We start from the raw sequence: 16,266 nt of genomic DNA on the forward strand, positions 1-16,266 counted from the left end.
GGTTGGTCCTTTCGCGGAGCGTCCTGCGGTCATTCGTGGTCGGTGCCGACGAGGGCGCGCACTTCGAAGTCGGCGTAGCGGGCGGAGTCCTGGTGCCGGCCCGGAACACTGCCCAGCCAGCCGAGGAGAAAGCCTGCCGGGATCGAGACGATGCCGGGGTTCTGCAGCGGGAACCAGGCGAAGTCCACATCGGGGTAGAGGGAGGCCGGTGTGGAGGACACCACGGGGGAGAACACCACCAGGAGCACGGAGCAGATCAGTCCGCCGTAGAGGCTGAGCAGCGCGCCCCGCCCGGTGAAGCGCCGCCAGAACAGGCTGTAGACCAGGACCGGCAGGATGGCCGAGGCGGCGATGGCGAAGGCGAGGAACGCCAGTGTGGCCGTGCTGATCTCCCAGGACACCAGGGCGAGCAGCATGCCGAGGACACCGACGACCACGCCGGACAGCCGGGCGACGCCCAGTTCCTCCGCCTGGGTGGCCCGGCCCTTGCGGATCACCTGGCCGTAGAGGTCGTGGGCGAGCGAGGAGGCCGCGGCGAGGGTGAGCCCGGCCGCGACCGCCAGCAGGGTGACGAAGGCCAGGCTGGAGATCAGCGCGGTCAGGACACCGCCGCCGAGGGACTGGGCGAGCAGCAGCACGGCCGCGTCGCCCTTCGGGTCGATCCTCGCGATGGCGTCCCGGCCCACGACGGCCGTGGCGCCCAGACCGAGTACGCCCGCCGCCAGGCAGACGAACCCGACCAGGCCCATGGCCCAGACGACCGAGGCGCGCAGGACCCGGCCGGTGCGCGGTGCCAGGAGCCGCATCGCCACGTGGGGGAGGGCGGCGAGGCCCAGCACGATCGCCAGTTGCAGGCTGAAGAAGTCCAGCTTGCTGGTCGTCCCGCCCCCGTAGCGCAGTCCCGACGCCAGGAAGCGCTCGCCGACTCCGCTGTTGTCCGCGGCGGCCGCGAGGAGCGCGTCGACGTTCCAGCGGTAGTGGTGCAGCACCATGAAGGCCGTGATCGCCACTCCGGACACGAGCATCACCGCCTTGACGACCTGGATGAAGGTCGCGCCGGGCATGCCGCCGAGGGAGGCGTACACCACGACGACGGTGCCGATGGCGACCACGCACAGGGTGCGGGTGGTGCCGCTGGGCTCGCCCACGAACTGTGTCAGCAGGGCGACGCTGCCGACGAGCTGGGCCACGAGGTAGAGGGTGGTGACGACGAGGGTGGTGACGGCCAGCGCCAGCCGGACCGGCCGCTGGTGGTGCGGCAGACGCAGGGCGAGGGTGTCGCCGAGCGTGAACCTGCCGGAGTTGCGCAGGGGTTCGGCGATCACCAGCAGGACCAGGACCCACGCGACGGTCGTCCCGCCGAGGTAGAGCAGGCCGTCGTAGCCGGTGAGGGCGACCAGGCCGGTGCTGCCCAGCAGGGTCGCGGCCGACACATAGTCCCCGCACATCGCGAGGCCGTTGCGCAGCGGGGACATGTTCCGGTTGCCCAGGTAGAACTCGCTGATCTCGTCGCGCTGTGGGGCCGTCAGCAGCGCCGCGAACAGCGTCACCACGACGACCGAGACGAAGAGTACGAGCGTGAGCCGCAGGGTGAACTCGTCGATCACACCGGAGGAGACGACGACACCGGAGGAGAAGACGGCAGCGGCGGAGTCGGTCACCACGAGCGGTACCGCCGCGGGCCGGGGAGAGGGGGCTGCTCGGCCCGGCGCCGGTCCAGCTGGGCGCGCAGGCCGCGCGCCACCGGGTCGACGCGCCTGCGCATGTGCACCGTGTGGCGCCATGCGACCAGGGCCAGGACGACGAACTGCACGAGGCCGAGAGCGAGGCCGACAGTCATACGGCCCGCCAGCGGCTGGTTCAGCGCACCGGGGGCGAAGCCGGACAGCAGGACGTACAGCAGATAGCCGCCCACGCCGAGCGTCGCCGCCCTGGCCCCGAAGCTTCGGTGAGCGCGGCGCATGGCACGGAATTCGGGGTGGTCGTGTATCGCCTGTGTGGGCAGGAGTTCCGGGTCGGCGGGGGGCGGTGGACGAAGACTGTCTTGTGGTACGGAGTGCCAGGACATGTCGCACCTTCTTCACTGCTTTATGCCGCACGCCCGGCTCTGTCGAGCCATGGCCATTCCCCTTCGGCGCGGAACAGAACAGAGATGAGCCGTGGTCATCTTTTTCCCGGGGGAAATGGCCGACGGACACTTCTGTTCGCCGAAGTCAGGCGCTTGTGCGGACTTTGTGGGGAGTTCGTGAATTCCGTCGGCCGGGCGGCTTTGTGGCGGCCGAGGCGGCCCTGTCCGGGGTGGAGACCAGGCCGAAAGCGGAGTATGGCAGCGGTGACATTGAATAATCAACTGCTCGTGTGAATTCTTCAGGGCGACTGCGCCATGCGCATATTCCCCGGCCCGTTCCGGGTGCTCTTCGGCCCGTCGGCGGCCGATACGGGGATTTTGAAGACGCCGGTTTTCTCTTTCGGTCGGCTCGAATGCGCCGCACGAATCGCCCGCGGCCGACGGGCGTGACCGGTCGGGTGAGGGGCGTCGAATCCACGGGAGCAGGGGGCGAGCCGCGGGACTCCGCCGTCGTACGCCGAGCGGGTAGGCTTCCCGGCGTGCGCACACATGCGCACCAGGGGGAGCGAACGCCGGGGGGTCACGCCCGGCCGGCACCAGACTCACGTACAGCGAAACGGGAGGAAGCGGCGTTGCACGTCCAGGAATGGCTCGAGACGGTGCCCGCGGTCAGCATCTACGCGCTGGTGGGCCTGGTCATCGGCCTGGAGAGCCTGGGCATCCCGCTGCCCGGCGAGATCGTCCTGATCTCGGCCGCGCTGCTGTCCTCGCAGCACGGCGGCATCAATCCGGTGATCCTCGGCATCTGCGCCACGGTTGGTGCCGTGGTCGGTGACTCCATCGGCTACGCCATCGGCCGCAAGGGCGGACGGCCGCTGCTCGCCTGGCTCGGCAACAAGTTCCCCAGGCACTTCGGCGAAGGGCATATCGCGACCGCCGAACGGTCCTTCGAGAAGTGGGGCATGTGGGCCGTCTTCTTCGGCCGCTTCGTCGCCCTGCTCCGGATCTTCGCGGGCCCGCTCGCCGGTGTGCTGCGGATGCCGTACTGGAAGTTCCTGATCGCCAACGTCCTCGGCGGCATCATCTGGGCCGGCGGCACCACCGCCGTCATCTACTACGTCGGTGTCGTCGCCGAGTCCTGGCTCAAGCGCTTCTCCTATCTCGGCCTGGTCGCGGCCGTGCTGATCGGCCTCGCCTCGATGCTCGTCATCAAGCGGAAGGCCAAGAAGGCCGCGGCCGAGCGGGAGGCGGCCGAGCCGGAGACCGTCCCGGCCGCGGACTGACGCTCAGTCCTCCTGCGCGTGCACCGCGCGGTGCGACTTCGCCAGTTCGACGTAGTACGTGCCGTTCAGCTTGATGCCCTCGCGCTCCTCGTCGGTCAGCGGCCGCTTGACCTTCGCGGGTACGCCCGCGACGAGCGAGCCCGGGGGCACCCGCATGCCCTGTGGGACCAGCGCCTGCGCCGCGACCAGGGAACCCGCGCCGATCACGGCCCCGTTGAGGACGGTGGCGCCCATCCCGACCAGACAGTCGTCCTCCACCGTGGCGCCGTGCACCACGGCGTTGTGTCCGACCGAGACCCGCTCGCCGATGGAGATCGGAAAGCCGGGGTCGACGTGGAGCGTGCAGTTGTCCTGGATGTTGCTGTCCGCGCCGACGACGATCGGACCGCAGTCGGCGCGCAGCACCGCGCCGTACCAGAGGCTCGCGCCCGCGTGCAGCGTCACCTCGCCGATCACCACGGACGTGGGCGCCGTGAACGCCTCCTGATCCACCTTCGGATCCTTGCCGCCGATGCCCGTGATCAGCGCCTTGTGCGTCATGGCCGTCCCCTCTTCCGTCGTCGGTACACCGGCACCGTATGTCATCGTCCGAGGTCCCGGCCGGGCCCGGTGGGGCTCCTCGGGGAGCTCCGGGGAAGCTCCGGTGGGGCGAAGATCACAGCCGTACGTCGTCATGGGCGCCCCGCGCGCTGAGTACCGTGAGCGGGTGCCCAGGAGCAAGAACACGTTCTCATCATGGCGGCGCCGCCTCGCGCAGCGCGCCGTCCACGCGGGCTGGGCCTGGGCACAACGAACAGGGGCCGTGAGCGCCGAGCACCCCGGACGGCTCCGTTTCGGCGCGATGGGAACAGCTACCAGACTCGCCTTCCCGCAGGGCACCGTCTTCGGTGAGCCCTGGATCCACCTCGGCTCGCACTGCATCATCGCCGAACAGGTCACCTTGACCGCCGGTCTGATGCCCGACCTCGACCTCGGCCCCGACCCGATCCTGCGCATCGGCGACGGGGTCGTCCTCGGTCGTGGCAGTCACGTCATCGCCGACACCACGGTCACGATCGGCAGCGACTGCTACTTCGGTCCCTACGTCTACGTGACCTCCACGAACCACTCGTACGACGATCCTCACGAGCCCATCGGCAAGCAGTGGCCCCGTATGGAACCCGTGTCGATCGGGTCCGGCTGCTGGATCGGGACGGGCGCGGTGATCCTGCCGGGCGCCCGGATCGGGCGGAACGTCGTGGTGGCCGCCGGAGCGGTGGTGCGCGGTGTGGTGCCCGACCACGCCGTGGTGGCCGGGGCGCCCGCGCGGGTCGTACGACGCTGGACCCCCGCCGACGGCTGGCAGCCGCCGCTGCGGACGCCGGCGCCGGTGCCGATCCCCGAAGGGGTCACCCCCGAGCAGTTGCTGGCGCTGTCCGAACTCGACGACGAGAGTGCCGCCCGGCTCGCGGAACTCGACGTCGAGTCCTGATCCGGGCCCGCGCTCAGCCCGTCGCGAGCAGCAGTGTGCCGACCAGTGCGAGGCCCGCGCCCGCCGCCTGCACGCCGCGCAGCCGTTCGCTGAGGAAGCCGCGTGCGGCCAGGGCCGTGATCACCGGGTAGAGCGAGGCGAGAACGGCGGCCACGGTGACCGGGCCGTGCTGGGCGGCGATCGAGTACGTGCCGTTGGCGGCGACATCGGCCAGGCCGACGAAGCCGAGCGCGGGCAGCGCACGCCAGGGGAAGCCGCTCTCAGGAAGGGCGGGGGCGCCGCGCCGCACGGCGATGAACAGCGCGGCGCCGCCCGCGGCCACATTGGTCACGCGCTGCACGAACAGCGCCAGGAAGAGACCGGTGACCGTCGTCGAGGCCTCCGAGATCAGCGACATGACCGCGCCGAAGCCCACCGCCGCCAGCAGGGTGAGGAAGACGGCCCGGCGCTGCACGGGCGCGCCCTTCAGCTGGGGCCCGCCCGCGAGCACGACACCGGTGACGGCGACCGCGACGCCCGCGAACTGCAACAGTCCCGGGCGCTCGCCGAGGACGAGACCGACGCCCACCGGCACGGCCACGCCGAGGGAGCCGAGCGGCGACACCACGCCCATCGGGCCGAGCGCCAGCGCCTTGTAGAAGGAGAGCATCGCGACCGGTCCGACCAGTCCGGCGGCGACGGCGAACCAGAGCTGCGGACCCGCCTCGCTCCAGCCGCCGGTGGCGACGACGACGGCGCCGAGCACGACCACCGCGATCGACTGCGAGACGACGACCACCGTCAGCGCGGGTGTACGTCGGGTCAGCAGTCCGCCGCCGAAGTCGGCCAGGCCCCACAGCAGGCTGGTGGCCAGGGCGAAGAGTGCCGGCAGTGCGGCCATCGGGCGCCTCGCAGTACAGTTCGGTGAACAATCAGGTGCACCACACCATAGTTCATTGCATTGAACTCTGTCATCCAGAATATTGGACGGAATGTGTCGGACCTCGACCTGCTGACTCAGTCCCTGGCGCGCAATGTGAAGCGCTGGCGCACCGAGCGCGGCTTCACCCTGGACACGCTCGCCGCGCGGGCCGGGGTCAGCCGCGGCATGCTCATCCAGATCGAGCAGGCCAGGACCAACCCCAGCATCGGCACCGTCGTCAAGATCGGTGACGCGCTCGGTGTCAGCGTCACGACGCTGCTCGACTACGAGCAGGGGCCGAAGGTCCGTATCGTCCCGGCCGACCAGGCCGTACGGCTGTGGCACACCGACGCCGGCAGCTACAACCGGCTGCTCGCGGGCACCGAGGCGCCCGGCCCGCTGGAGATGTGGGACTGGCTGCTGATGCCGGGCGAGGGCAGCCCCTCCGACCCGCACCCGAACGGCTCGGTGGAGCTCGTCCATGTGACGGCCGGGGAGCTGACCCTCACCGTGGACGGCGTGGTGCACCACGTTCCGACGGGCGCGAGCGTCTCCTTCGAGGCCAACGTGCCGCACAGGTACGCGAATTCGGGTGACGCGCCACTGGAGATGATCATGACGGTGTCGGTCCCGCCGGTGCGCTGAGACGCCGTCCGGGAGGCGTGGGGGCTGCTGTTAGCGTGCCGTCATGCGCGCACCCATCGGAGACTTCGACCACGCCACGCCCGCCCCGGACAGCCTCGACGAACTCACCCGCCCGGTCGCCGACGCCGTACGCCACTGGCGCGGCAGCGTCCCCGCCGACCGGATCGTGTACGTCGACACCGAACCGGAGTGGGCCGACACGGCCGTCTTCCTGGAGCACTACGGCAAGGACCTGCTCGACCGGTCGGCCAACTGCGTGGTCGTCGCGGGCAGGCGGGGCGGCGAGACCGTGCTGGCCGCATGCGTGGTCCTCTCCGCCACGCGCGTGGACGTGAACGGCGCGGTCCGCCGCCGACTCGGCGCGCGCAAGGCCTCGTTCGCCCCGATGGACACGGCGACGGGGGAGACCGGGATGGAGTACGGCGGCATCACCCCGATCGGACTGCCGGGCGGCTGGCCGGTGTTGGTGGACTCGGCGGTCGTCGATCTTCCCTACGTCCTGGTCGGCAGCGGGCGGCGGAGGGGGAAGCTGCTGGTGCCCGGCAAGGCGTTCGCGGAGCTTCCGAACGCGGTGGTGCTGGAGGGGCTCGGGATCTGAGGGTCCGGGGCGGTTCGGGCTTGAGGGTGGGGCGGCTCGGGCTCTGAGAGTCCGGTCAGGCCGCCGTCACCGAGGGATCGGTGTGGTGGGCGAGCGCCAGATGGGGGTCCGTCTCGCCCGGCAGCGGTGCCGGATCGGCGTGCACCAGGGCGGCGGTGAGTCTCGGAACGGCGTGCAGGAGGGCGTGTTCCGCCTCGACCGCGATGTGATGCGCCTGGCGCACGCTCACCTCGCCGTCGACGACGACGGCCACCTCGGCCCGCAGCCGGTGCCCGATCCAGCGCAACCGCAGCTCACCGACGTCGCGTACGCCGGGCACCTCCTCCAGTGCCCGCTCGGCCCGGTCCACCAGCGCCGGGTCGACGGCGTCCATCACCCGCCGGAACACCTCGCGCGCCGCGTCCCGCAGCACCAGCGCGATCGCCGCCGTGATGGCCAGCCCCACCAGCGGGTCGGCCGCCGGCCAGCCGAGCGCGGCGCCGCCCGCGCCCACGAGCACGGCGAGCGAGGTGAATCCGTCCGTACGCGCGTGCAGCCCGTCCGCGACGAGGGCGGCCGAGCCGATCGCGCGGCCCACACGGATGCGGTGGCGGGCGACCCACTCGTTGCCCGCGAAGCCGATGACGGCCGCGAGGGCGACGACGGGCAGATGGTTCAGCGGTCGCGGCTCCAGCAGCCGGTCGATGGCCGCCCACGCGGTGAAGACCGCCGACGCCGCGATGGTCAGTACGATCGCGATGCCCGCCAGGTCCTCCGCGCGACCGTAGCCGTAGGTGAACCGGCGCGTCGCCGCTCGCCGGCCCAGGACGAAGGCGATGCCGAGCGGTACGGCGGTCAGCGCGTCGGCGGCGTTGTGCACCGTGTCGCCGAGCAGCGCGACCGACCCGGAGAGCACCACCACGACCGCCTGGGCGGCCGCCGTCACCCCGAGCACGGCCAGCGAGACCCAGAGCGCCCGCATGCCACGGGCCGAGGACTCCAGGGCGGAGTCGAGCTTGTCGGCGGTTTCGTGGGAGTGGGGGGTGAGGAGGTGGCGCAGACGCGGGAGGAGGGTGGTGGGTCTGTGGTGGTGAGCGTGGTCGTGGGCGGGTGCCCGGTCCGGTCCGTGGTCGCGGGAACGGTCGTGGGGCTGTGCGTCGGGGTGTGCGTGGGGGTGTGCGTGTGCGTGCGTGTGTGCCCGGTCCGGTCCGTGATCGGGGCCGTGGCTGTGGGCTTGGTGCCGGTCGGTCACGTGCGTGGTCCCTTCCGCCGGGCGGGGAGTGGACGCGGTCGCCTCCACGGAACCATTATGTGCGTATGAACGCACGCATGCACCTACCACCTGCGCATGGTGCGCACTCGCGCACGGGCGGCGAGCCCGAGGCGCACCCACGAACCCCCGGCGAGGAGCAGTTCGTACTCGCCGCCGAACTCCTCGCCCTGCTCGCGGACCGCACCCGTCTCGCCCTCCTGCACGCCCTGACTGGTGGGGAGGCGGACGTCTCGACGCTCACGCAGGTGTGCGGCGCGGCGCGTCCCGCCGTGAGCCAGCACCTGGCCCGGCTCCGGCTCGCGGGTCTGGTGAACACGCGCAAGGAGGGCCGCCGCGTGATCTACTCCCTGCGCGACGGTCATCTGCGCCGGGTCGTGGACGAGGCGCTGAGCCTCGCCGACCACCGCCTCAGCGACCGGCCCGCGCATGACTGAGCCGCGGGGCGGCGCCCGTGCCCGTGTCTGGCGGGCGAACGGGTGCCGAACGCGGCGGGGTCGCGCGTGGGCATGCGAGAACGGCCGTGGGCCGAGGCTTTCCGCCTCGGCCCACAGCCGTCGCGCGTATCGGGCCGGCTCGCTCGCCGGCCGGGTGATCAGGCCGCGGCGGGCGCGGCCTGCGAGCTGAGCTGCTCGATGACCTTGGTCAGGCCCTCGACGACCTCGGCGTCGTCGGCCGGGTGGAGCTCTGCGAAGCGGGTCACGGAGCCGGGGATGGACAGCTTGACGTCCTCCAGGACCGTGCCGCCCGCGATGCCCGCGGCCTTGCGGGTGTCGTCCTGCGCCCACACGCCGCCGAACTGGCCGAAGGCCGTGCCGACCACGGCGACCGGCTTGCCGGACAGCGCACCGGCGCCGTACGGGCGGGACAGCCAGTCGATGGCGTTCTTCAGGACGGCCGGGATCGTGCCGTTGTACTCGGGCGACACGAGCAGGAAGGCGTCGGTCGCGCCGGCCGCGGCACGCAGCCGGGCGGCGGCCGCGGGCACGTCGCCCTCGACGTCGAGGTCCTCGTTGTAGAACGGCACGTCGGCCAGGCCCTCGAAGAGCTCGATCTCGACGCCCTCGGGGGCGTGCTTGACGGCGGCCTCGGCGAGCTGGCGGTTGTGCGAACCGGCGCGAAGGCTGCCGACGAGCGCGAGGATACGTACGGACATGAGCTAACTCCCAGGATATGCGGTCAGAGCCAAGCGGACCGGGGTCCGTTTAATGTTGTAGCACCTAAACGGACCGAGGTCCACTTGTCCTGGTGGAGCGCTAACCTGAATCCATGACCCAGCTGCTCCCGCCCTTCCCCGCACCGCAGGACGACCCCGGCGGGCGAACGGACCTCACCCTGACGCCCGGTGGCGAGACGCCGCAGCTCAGGGCGGACGCCGCCCGCAACCGCAGCCGTCTGCTGGAGGTCGCCGCCCGCCTGGCGGCCGAGCGCGGCGCCGCGAACGTGACCATGGAGGCCGTCGCCTGCGGCGCGGGCGTCGGCAAGGGCACGGTCTTCAGGCGGTTCGGCGACCGCACGGGACTCCTCGAGGCCCTCCTCGACCACCACGAGAAGCAGCTCCAGGCCGCCTTCCTCACCGGCCCGCCGCCGCTCGGCCCGGACGCCCCTCCGGTCGAGCGGCTGCGCGCCTTCGGCTCGGCGGTGATCCGCCGCGAACACACGCACAGCGACCTGTACCTGGCCGCCCACGCGGAGGCGGCGCGACGCCACACGGCTCCGCCGTACCAGCTCCGGCTCACCCACGTCTGCCTGCTGCTGCGCCAGGCGCGGACGGAGGGCGACATCGAACTCGTCGCGCACACGCTGCTGGGCTACCTGGACACCATCCTCGTCGACCATCTGCTCACCCGGCGCGGCATGACCCTGGAGCGGGTCGAGGCCGGCTGGTACGACCTCGTCGACCGATGTACGGGCGGGCAGAGCCGATGTAGTACGGGGTGACGCCCCTCCGGCACCGATGATGGGGCCATGACCACCCCGGGCAGAAGAGCCGAGATGTTCGTCGCCGCCGACCGCGATCCCCGCGTCCTCGGCCCCGCGACCGGTACCGAACGCACCCTGCTCGTCGACTTCCTGGCCGCCCAGCGCGCGACGCTTGAGCTCAAGTGCTCAGGCCTGGAGGCGGAGTTGTCGCAACGCTCCGTGGCACCCTCCACCCTCTCGCTGCTCGGTCTGCTGCGCCATCTCGCCGACGTCGAACGCCGCTGGTTCCGTCAGGTCATGGCCGCACAGGACGCGCCGCCCCGCTTCTCCTCGCCGTCCGACCCCGACGGCGACTTCACCGGCGCCGTCCCCGACCTGTCCGTGGTCGCCGAGGCCTGGCGGGCCTGGCGCTCCGAGGTCGCCTTCGCCGAGGACTACGTCGCCGAGGCGCCCCACCTCGACGTCGAGGGCCACGACTCCTGGCGCGGCACCGTCTCCCTGCGCTGGGTCCTCGTGCACATGGTCGAGGAGTACGCCCGCCACAACGGCCACGCGGACCTGCTGCGCGAGCGGATCGACGGGGCGACCGGAGTGTGACGCAACGGTTTACGTTTCCGCAGGTCAGCGGCGTGTTAACGGAGATGACAACGGTCACCGGTGCAGCCTTTGCCGATCAGCACCGCGATGCGTTTGACTGCGGTGGAGGCACCCGACGCGAGGGGGAAGGCGCACGACATGAGCGACCACGGCCATGACCACGGCCCGCACGGCCATACCGGGCACTCCGGGCACTCCGGGCACGCCGGTCACTCCCACGGAGTGTCGGCGGACGCCGACCGCCGGTGGCTGGGGATCGCGCTCGCTCTGATCACCCTGTTCATGGCGGCCGAGGTGGTCGTCGGTGTCGTCGCGAGCTCGCTGGCCCTCATCTCGGACGCGGCGCACATGCTCACCGACGCCGCCTCGATCGTGCTCGCGCTGATCGCGATGCGACTGGCCGCGCGCCCGGCCAAGGGCGGCTTCACCTACGGACTCAAACGCGCGGAGATCCTCTCCGCCCAGGCCAACGGGCTGACGCTGCTCCTGCTGGGTGTCTGGCTGGCGTACGAGGCCGTACGACGGCTCGTCGAGCCGCCCGACGTCGAGGGCGGCCTGATGCTGATCACCGCGCTCGCCGGGATCGTCGTGAACGTGGCCGCCGCCTGGTGCATCTCCAAGGCCAACCGCACCTCGCTCAATGTCGAGGGCGCCTACCAGCACATCCTCAACGACCTGTTCGCCTTCATCGGTACCGCGATCGCCGGCCTGGTCGTCGTCGTGACGGGCTTCGCCCGCGCCGACGCCATCGCCACGCTCGTGGTCGTGGTCCTCATGGTCAAGGCCGGCTACGGGTTGCTGCGCGACTCCGGCCGGATCTTCCTGGAGGCCGCACCGGCCGACGTGGACCCGGACGCGCTCGGCGACAAGCTCGTCGCGCAGGCGGCCGTCGTCGAGGTCCACGACCTGCACGTCTGGCAGATCACCTCGGGGCAGGCCGCCCTGTCGGCCCACGTCCTGGTGCAGCCCGGCAGCGACTGCCACGCGGTCCGCCGCGACCTCGAGGAACTGCTGCGCCAGGACTACGGCATCACCCACACGACACTTCAGGTCGACCACATCCCGGAACAGCTCCTCCAGGTGGCCCTGCGCGGCGACCGGATCCCGCCGGACGGCGCGCCGCACTGCGAGGACGCCCACGGGCCGGTCCACCGGGAGGAGCCGCACGGACACTGACGCCGGCGCGCGGCACAGCGGTAGGCGGTAGGGGGGCGGACGGCCTTGTGCGGGCCAAGGCCCGGGAAGCCTGGGGCGGCGCGCCGGCCGGGGGCCCGGGCCGGCGCTCCGTCCGGCGCAGGGGCCCGGTCTGACGCAGGCACTCGGTCTGACGCAGGGACCCGGTCTGACGCAGGCGCCCGATCTAACGCAGGCGCCCGATCTCGATCGCCGGGCACCGGTCCATCACCATGTCCAGGCCCGCTTCCCGCGTCCGCTCGTACGCCGCCTCGTCGACGACCCCGAGTTGGTACCACACGGCCTTGGCGCCGATCGTCACGGCCTCGTCGGCGACGGGCCCCGCCAGATCGCTGTTGACGAACACATCGACCACGTCGACCGGGAACGGGATCGCCTCCAGGGACGGGTAGCCCTGCTCGCCGTGGACCGTCTCGGCCTTCGGATGCACCGGCACGATGCGCTTGCCGAAGCGCTGAAGGACGTCCGCCACCCCGTACGCCACCCGATGCCGGTTCGAGGACAGGCCGACGATCGCCCAGGTGTCACCGAGCTCGGTCAGGATCTTGCGGGTCGTTGCTGAGTCGCCGTACACGGCCGGTCTCCTTCGACGTCCTGCGGGCTCGTCCCGCACGAGGCTTGCTGTGCCTGGCAACAGCGGGCCGTTCGCCGGGATTCCCCCGGGTGTCGGAGGCGCACACGGGCGCGCCGGTGGGACGCGCGCGCGAGCTTGGACGGCGTACGCATGTCCGGAACGGTCCCCACCTCCCTGCGCCCGAGGGCCCTGGCGCCTACGCTCACCCCGTGCTGCGTATCACCGACGCCGGAACCGGCGAGCCCACCGACGTCCGACCAGGCCTGACCAGGATCCACGCGCATGTGGCGCGGGCCGACACGTCCGCCCTGCGCGTGCTGCTCGTCGCCGACGTGCTCGCCCGTGCCCTCGAACTCGGCGGGACCCCCGTCGTCATGGTCGCCGACCCGCCCGCCGAACTCCGGGCGCGCGCCGACGCGCTCGGCATCCGGCGCGCGGAGACCGACACCCTGGGCGGCGGGCGGATCCTGCACGTGCTCGGTCCCGAGGACCCCGTCGTGGACGGCATCCGCGTCGAGGTCGCCCCGGCGGGCGGTCCGGCCGACTCCGCCGAGTCTGCCGGGTCCTCCTCCGCCGTACGCCTCGCCCTGCTCGCCCACCCCCGCAGCAGCCCCGCCGACCTCGACAGCGGCGCGCTGACCGAGGCTCAGGAGACGCTCGCACGCTGGCGCAAGACCGTCGCCCTGTGGGCGAACCACCCCTCCAAGCCCATCCCCGAACACGTACGGCAGGAACTGCGCGCCGCCTGGGAGGACGACCTCGACCTCCCGGCGGTCCTGGACGTGCTGCGACGACTGGAGGGCGCCGACGACGTGCCGGACGGCGCCCGATTCGAGTCGTACGCCTACGCGGACCGGCTCCTCGGGCTCGAACTCACCCGGGAGATCGGGGCATGGGCATGAACGCGCCGCGCCCCGGCACGGGGCCGCTGCGCAGACTCGTGGTGCTTCGGCACGCCAAGTCCGCCTGGCCCGCCGGGGTTGCCGACCACGACAGACCGCTCGCACCGCGCGGCCGCCGGGACGCCCCGGCCGCCGGACGTGTGCTCGCCGAGGCCGACCTCCTGCCCGACCTCGCCCTGTGCTCCACCGCCGTACGCGCCCGCCAGACCTGGGAGCTGGCCGCGGCGCAGTGGGGCACCCCGCCGGCCGTACGGCTCGACGCGCGGCTGTACGCGGCCGACGCGCCGGACCTGCTCGCGGCGGTGCGCGAAGTGCCCGGCCAGGTGGGGACGTTGCTGCTGATCGGGCACAACCCGGGGCTCGAGGAACTGGTCCTCGAACTGGCCGGGGACGGCGTCGACGACACACTGGACCGCCTCGGCGTCAAGTTCCCGACCTCGGCGATCGCGGTCCTGGCCTGGCACGGCGAGTCCTGGCAGACCCTGGCCCCCGGCACGGCACTCCTGACGGAGCTGACCGTCCCCCGAGGCCACAAGCACCGCTGACCTAGGGCCCGTTGCGCGCGTGGCAGGCGCCACTTCCGGAACAGGCCCTAGCCCACGTGGACCCGGGGCCGGCGTTGCGGATCGGGTTCCGCGCGGCGCAGGACCTCCCGGGTGACCGGGGCGACCTCTCCGTCGCCGAAGACGAGGAAGCGCAGCAGTTGGCTGAACGGGTTGCCCTCGGTCCAGTTGAAGTAGGCGTGCGGGACCTCACCGGTGCGGTCCCGCAGCTGCATCAGGACGGCCGCGATGGTGTTGGGCACGGTCGCGCCCTCCACGCGCAGCCTGCGCACCCCGTGCTTCTCGTCGCCGTGGACGGCCAGATCGGCGGTGAAGTCCGAGGAGTCCGTGACGAAGACCTCCAGGAAGAGCACCGGACGCCCGTCCGGGATGTGGGTCTGCTCGCGCTGGCTGTACTCCTTGGCGCGGTACTCGCGCGTGCTGTGTTCCTGCGGCTCGTTGGCGATCAGCCGGAGAGGCCCGCTCGCCGCGGCCTCGTCGAGGAACCGGGAGGCCGTCTCGTCGAACGTGACGGCGGCGGCCCGCAGTTCGAAGGCCCGGCGCACACGGGAGGCGAACGAGGTGATCAGGATGGCCAGGATGAAGATCGCCGCGATCTTGATGCCGTCCGGCCGCTCGATCACGTTCGTGACCAGCGTGTAGGCGAAGACCGCGGTGATGGCACCGAACCCGGTCGCGGCGCCCCGGTGGCCGCGCTTGTGCACGGCGACCGTCGACGCGAAGGACGCGGAGAGCATCAGGACCAGGACGCCGGTCGCGTACGCGCCGCTCTGGTCGTCGACGTTCGCGTTGAACCACAGCGTGATGAAGACCGCGGCCGCCATGAAGACCAGCACCAGGGGGCGGACCGCCCGGGTCCATTCCGGGGCCATGCCGTACCGCGGCAGATAGCGCGGCACGAGATTGAGCAGTCCGGCGAGCGCGGAGGCGCCCGCGAACCAGAGGATCGCGATGGTCGCGACGTCGTAGACCGTGCCGAAGGCCTCGCCCAGGTGCTGGTGCGCGAGATACGCCAGCGCGCGGCCGTTCGCGGCGCCGCCGCTCCTGAACTCGTCCTGCGGGATCAGGATCGTCGTCGCCAGACTGGAGAGCAGCAGGAAGCAGCTCATGATCACGGCGGCCGTGGTGAGCAGCTTGCGGGTGTCGCGGATCCGGCCCGTCGGCTTCTCGTAGGTGTCCGTGGGGTCGCCCTCGACCTGCGGCATCACCGCGACGCCCGTCTCGAAGCCGGACATGCCGAGCGCCAGCTTCGGGAAGACGAGCAGCGCCACGGCGGCCATCGCGAGCGGAGAGGAGTGTTCCGTCGTCATCGCGTCGGTCCAGTCGCCGATCTTGACCGGGTGGCTCAGCACCTCCCACGCCGAGACGGCCAGAACGACGACATTGAGTGTGAGATAGGTCGCCACCAGCGTCACGGCGATGCCCATGGCCTCACGGAAGCCCTTGAGGAAGACCGCCCCCAGGGCCGTGACGAGGACGAGCGTGATCCAGGTGTTCGCGCCGTGCAGCCAGTGCGGAGCGAACGGATTCTCCACGACGTGCGCCGCGGCGTCGGCGCCGGAGAGCGTGATCGTGATCAGGAAGTCGGTGGCCGCGAACCCGAGCAGCACCAGGACGAAGATCTTCCCCGCCCACCAGGGCAGCAGCCGCTCCAGCATGGCGATGGAACCCTCGCCGTGCGGACTCTCGTGCGCGACCCGGCGGTAGACCGGCAGCGCGCCGAGCAGGGTCAGCGCGACCAGCACGAGCGTCGCCAGCGGCGACAGCAGGCCGGCCGCGAGCGCCGCGATGCCGGGCTGGTAGCCGAGCGTGGAGAAGTAGTCCACACCGGTCAGACACATGACCCGCCACCACCGGTGCCCCGCGTGCCCCTCGTCGGTCGTGGCGTGCGGGCCCGGGTGCCGGGCCGTCTGCTCGCTCAGGCCCTCCAGGAGCCAGGCCCGCCAGCGGGGCGTGGCGGCGGAGGGCCCTGGTTCGTCGGGCTCGGCGGTGTCCTTACTGTCCACCTGCGTGCCGCTCATGCTGCGATCTCCCTGACCTGGGGCCTTCGGACAACGACGAGCGAGTATCCACCACACGGCCGCCCGCACCCCCGCCGGGGGCGACCGGACGGCCCGGACGGACCGGACGGACCGGGCGGACCGGACGGACCGGGCGGACCGGACGGCGCGGCGGCAGTGCGCTGCGCACGCACGCGTGACACGTGCCCTGATCCGGCTGCCGCACGCGCGCGTGCGGTGCGCGTTCGATCCGTGGTGCGATCCGTCGTGCCGCCCCCGCGCGCGCACCGCATACGCT

The 16,266-nt window shown here is 71.9% G+C and carries 18 protein-coding genes; 10 read left to right on the top strand and 8 right to left on the bottom strand.

What is annotated here, in order from left to right:
- Positions 1 to 29: 29 nt before the first annotated feature.
- Positions 30 to 1,607 (bottom strand): solute symporter family protein, encoded by a 1,578-nt coding sequence (locus tag SAVERM_RS36145; protein WP_037647140.1) that lies wholly within the window; start codon positions 1,605 to 1,607, stop codon positions 30 to 32.
- Between the two features lie 50 nt (positions 1,608 to 1,657).
- Positions 1,658 to 2,068, bottom strand: a complete 411-nt coding sequence (locus SAVERM_RS36150; protein WP_010988431.1) for a DUF485 domain-containing protein — start codon at positions 2,066 to 2,068, stop codon at positions 1,658 to 1,660.
- 632 nt (positions 2,069 to 2,700) lie between these two features.
- On the opposite strand from SAVERM_RS36150, the gene SAVERM_RS36155 reads away from it, so the two are divergent.
- Entirely contained in the window at positions 2,701 to 3,351 is a 651-nt protein-coding gene (locus tag SAVERM_RS36155) for a DedA family protein (RefSeq protein ID WP_010988432.1), read from the top strand.
- A gap of 3 nt (positions 3,352 to 3,354) precedes the next feature.
- Here SAVERM_RS36155 and SAVERM_RS45410 read toward each other — a convergent pair whose 3' ends face one another.
- Positions 3,355 to 3,891, bottom strand: coding sequence for a gamma carbonic anhydrase family protein (locus SAVERM_RS45410; RefSeq protein WP_010988433.1), 537 nt, complete (start codon positions 3,889 to 3,891; stop codon positions 3,355 to 3,357).
- A gap of 166 nt (positions 3,892 to 4,057) precedes the next feature.
- Here SAVERM_RS45410 and SAVERM_RS36165 point away from each other — a divergent pair, with 166 nt between their 5' ends.
- Positions 4,058 to 4,822 carry an acyltransferase gene (locus tag SAVERM_RS36165; RefSeq protein ID WP_010988434.1) on the top strand — a complete coding sequence of 255 codons (765 nt, stop codon included), beginning with the start codon at positions 4,058 to 4,060 and terminating at the stop codon, positions 4,820 to 4,822.
- 13 nt (positions 4,823 to 4,835) lie between these two features.
- On the opposite strand, the gene SAVERM_RS36170 is transcribed toward SAVERM_RS36165, so the two are convergent.
- A complete protein-coding gene (locus tag SAVERM_RS36170; RefSeq protein WP_037647145.1) occupies positions 4,836 to 5,693 on the bottom strand; it encodes a DMT family transporter in 858 nt (285 codons plus the stop codon).
- 102 nt (positions 5,694 to 5,795) lie between these two features.
- Here SAVERM_RS36170 and SAVERM_RS36175 point away from each other — a divergent pair, with 102 nt between their 5' ends.
- Both SAVERM_RS36175 and SAVERM_RS36180 read left to right on the top strand, forming a co-directional pair.
- Positions 5,796 to 6,368 (top strand): helix-turn-helix domain-containing protein, encoded by a 573-nt coding sequence (locus SAVERM_RS36175; RefSeq protein WP_037647007.1) that lies wholly within the window; start codon positions 5,796 to 5,798, stop codon positions 6,366 to 6,368.
- Positions 6,369 to 6,411: 43 nt separating this feature from the next.
- Positions 6,412 to 6,966 (top strand): YbaK/EbsC family protein, encoded by a 555-nt coding sequence (locus tag SAVERM_RS36180; RefSeq protein ID WP_010988437.1) that lies wholly within the window; start codon positions 6,412 to 6,414, stop codon positions 6,964 to 6,966.
- A gap of 55 nt (positions 6,967 to 7,021) precedes the next feature.
- On the opposite strand, the gene SAVERM_RS36185 is transcribed toward SAVERM_RS36180, so the two are convergent.
- Positions 7,022 to 8,197, bottom strand: coding sequence for a cation diffusion facilitator family transporter (locus SAVERM_RS36185; protein ID WP_010988438.1), 1,176 nt, complete (start codon positions 8,195 to 8,197; stop codon positions 7,022 to 7,024).
- 77 nt (positions 8,198 to 8,274) lie between these two features.
- Here SAVERM_RS36185 and SAVERM_RS36190 point away from each other — a divergent pair, with 77 nt between their 5' ends.
- Complete coding sequence (locus SAVERM_RS36190; protein WP_010988439.1) at positions 8,275 to 8,652, top strand: ArsR/SmtB family transcription factor; 378 nt, start codon at positions 8,275 to 8,277, stop codon at positions 8,650 to 8,652.
- A 158-nt stretch (positions 8,653 to 8,810) separates the two neighbouring features.
- On the opposite strand, the gene SAVERM_RS36195 is transcribed toward SAVERM_RS36190, so the two are convergent.
- Positions 8,811 to 9,371 (bottom strand): NAD(P)H-dependent oxidoreductase, encoded by a 561-nt coding sequence (locus SAVERM_RS36195; protein WP_010988440.1) that lies wholly within the window; start codon positions 9,369 to 9,371, stop codon positions 8,811 to 8,813.
- Positions 9,372 to 9,484: 113 nt separating this feature from the next.
- On the opposite strand from SAVERM_RS36195, the gene SAVERM_RS36200 reads away from it, so the two are divergent.
- From SAVERM_RS36200 to SAVERM_RS36210, 3 genes are all read left to right on the top strand, one after another.
- Positions 9,485 to 10,156 (top strand): TetR/AcrR family transcriptional regulator, encoded by a 672-nt coding sequence (locus tag SAVERM_RS36200; RefSeq protein ID WP_010988441.1) that lies wholly within the window; start codon positions 9,485 to 9,487, stop codon positions 10,154 to 10,156.
- Between the two features lie 27 nt (positions 10,157 to 10,183).
- Positions 10,184 to 10,735 (top strand): DinB family protein, encoded by a 552-nt coding sequence (locus SAVERM_RS36205; RefSeq protein WP_010988442.1) that lies wholly within the window; start codon positions 10,184 to 10,186, stop codon positions 10,733 to 10,735.
- A 138-nt stretch (positions 10,736 to 10,873) separates the two neighbouring features.
- A complete protein-coding gene (locus SAVERM_RS36210) occupies positions 10,874 to 11,911 on the top strand; it encodes a cation diffusion facilitator family transporter (RefSeq protein ID WP_037647009.1) in 1,038 nt (345 codons plus the stop codon).
- 184 nt (positions 11,912 to 12,095) lie between these two features.
- Here SAVERM_RS36210 and SAVERM_RS36215 read toward each other — a convergent pair whose 3' ends face one another.
- On the bottom strand, positions 12,096 to 12,503 hold the full coding sequence (locus SAVERM_RS36215; RefSeq protein ID WP_010988444.1) for a CoA-binding protein: 408 nt from the start codon (positions 12,501 to 12,503) through the stop codon (positions 12,096 to 12,098).
- A gap of 209 nt (positions 12,504 to 12,712) precedes the next feature.
- Here SAVERM_RS36215 and SAVERM_RS36220 point away from each other — a divergent pair, with 209 nt between their 5' ends.
- Positions 12,713 to 13,405, top strand: coding sequence for a cysteinyl-tRNA synthetase (locus tag SAVERM_RS36220; RefSeq protein WP_037647010.1), 693 nt, complete (start codon positions 12,713 to 12,715; stop codon positions 13,403 to 13,405).
- Positions 13,402 to 13,950 carry a SixA phosphatase family protein gene (locus tag SAVERM_RS36225; protein WP_010988446.1) on the top strand — a complete coding sequence of 183 codons (549 nt, stop codon included), beginning with the start codon at positions 13,402 to 13,404 and terminating at the stop codon, positions 13,948 to 13,950. Before SAVERM_RS36220 ends, SAVERM_RS36225 begins: the two co-directional genes overlap by 4 nt.
- 47 nt (positions 13,951 to 13,997) lie before the next feature.
- Here the strand turns inward: SAVERM_RS36225 and SAVERM_RS36230 are convergent, their stop codons facing one another.
- On the bottom strand, positions 13,998 to 15,989 hold the full coding sequence (locus SAVERM_RS36230) for an APC family permease (protein ID WP_171033149.1): 1,992 nt from the start codon (positions 15,987 to 15,989) through the stop codon (positions 13,998 to 14,000).
- Positions 15,990 to 16,266 lie beyond the last annotated feature (277 nt).

Source organism: Streptomyces avermitilis MA-4680 = NBRC 14893, assembly GCF_000009765.2.
Lineage (GTDB): Bacteria > Actinomycetota > Actinomycetes > Streptomycetales > Streptomycetaceae > Streptomyces > Streptomyces avermitilis.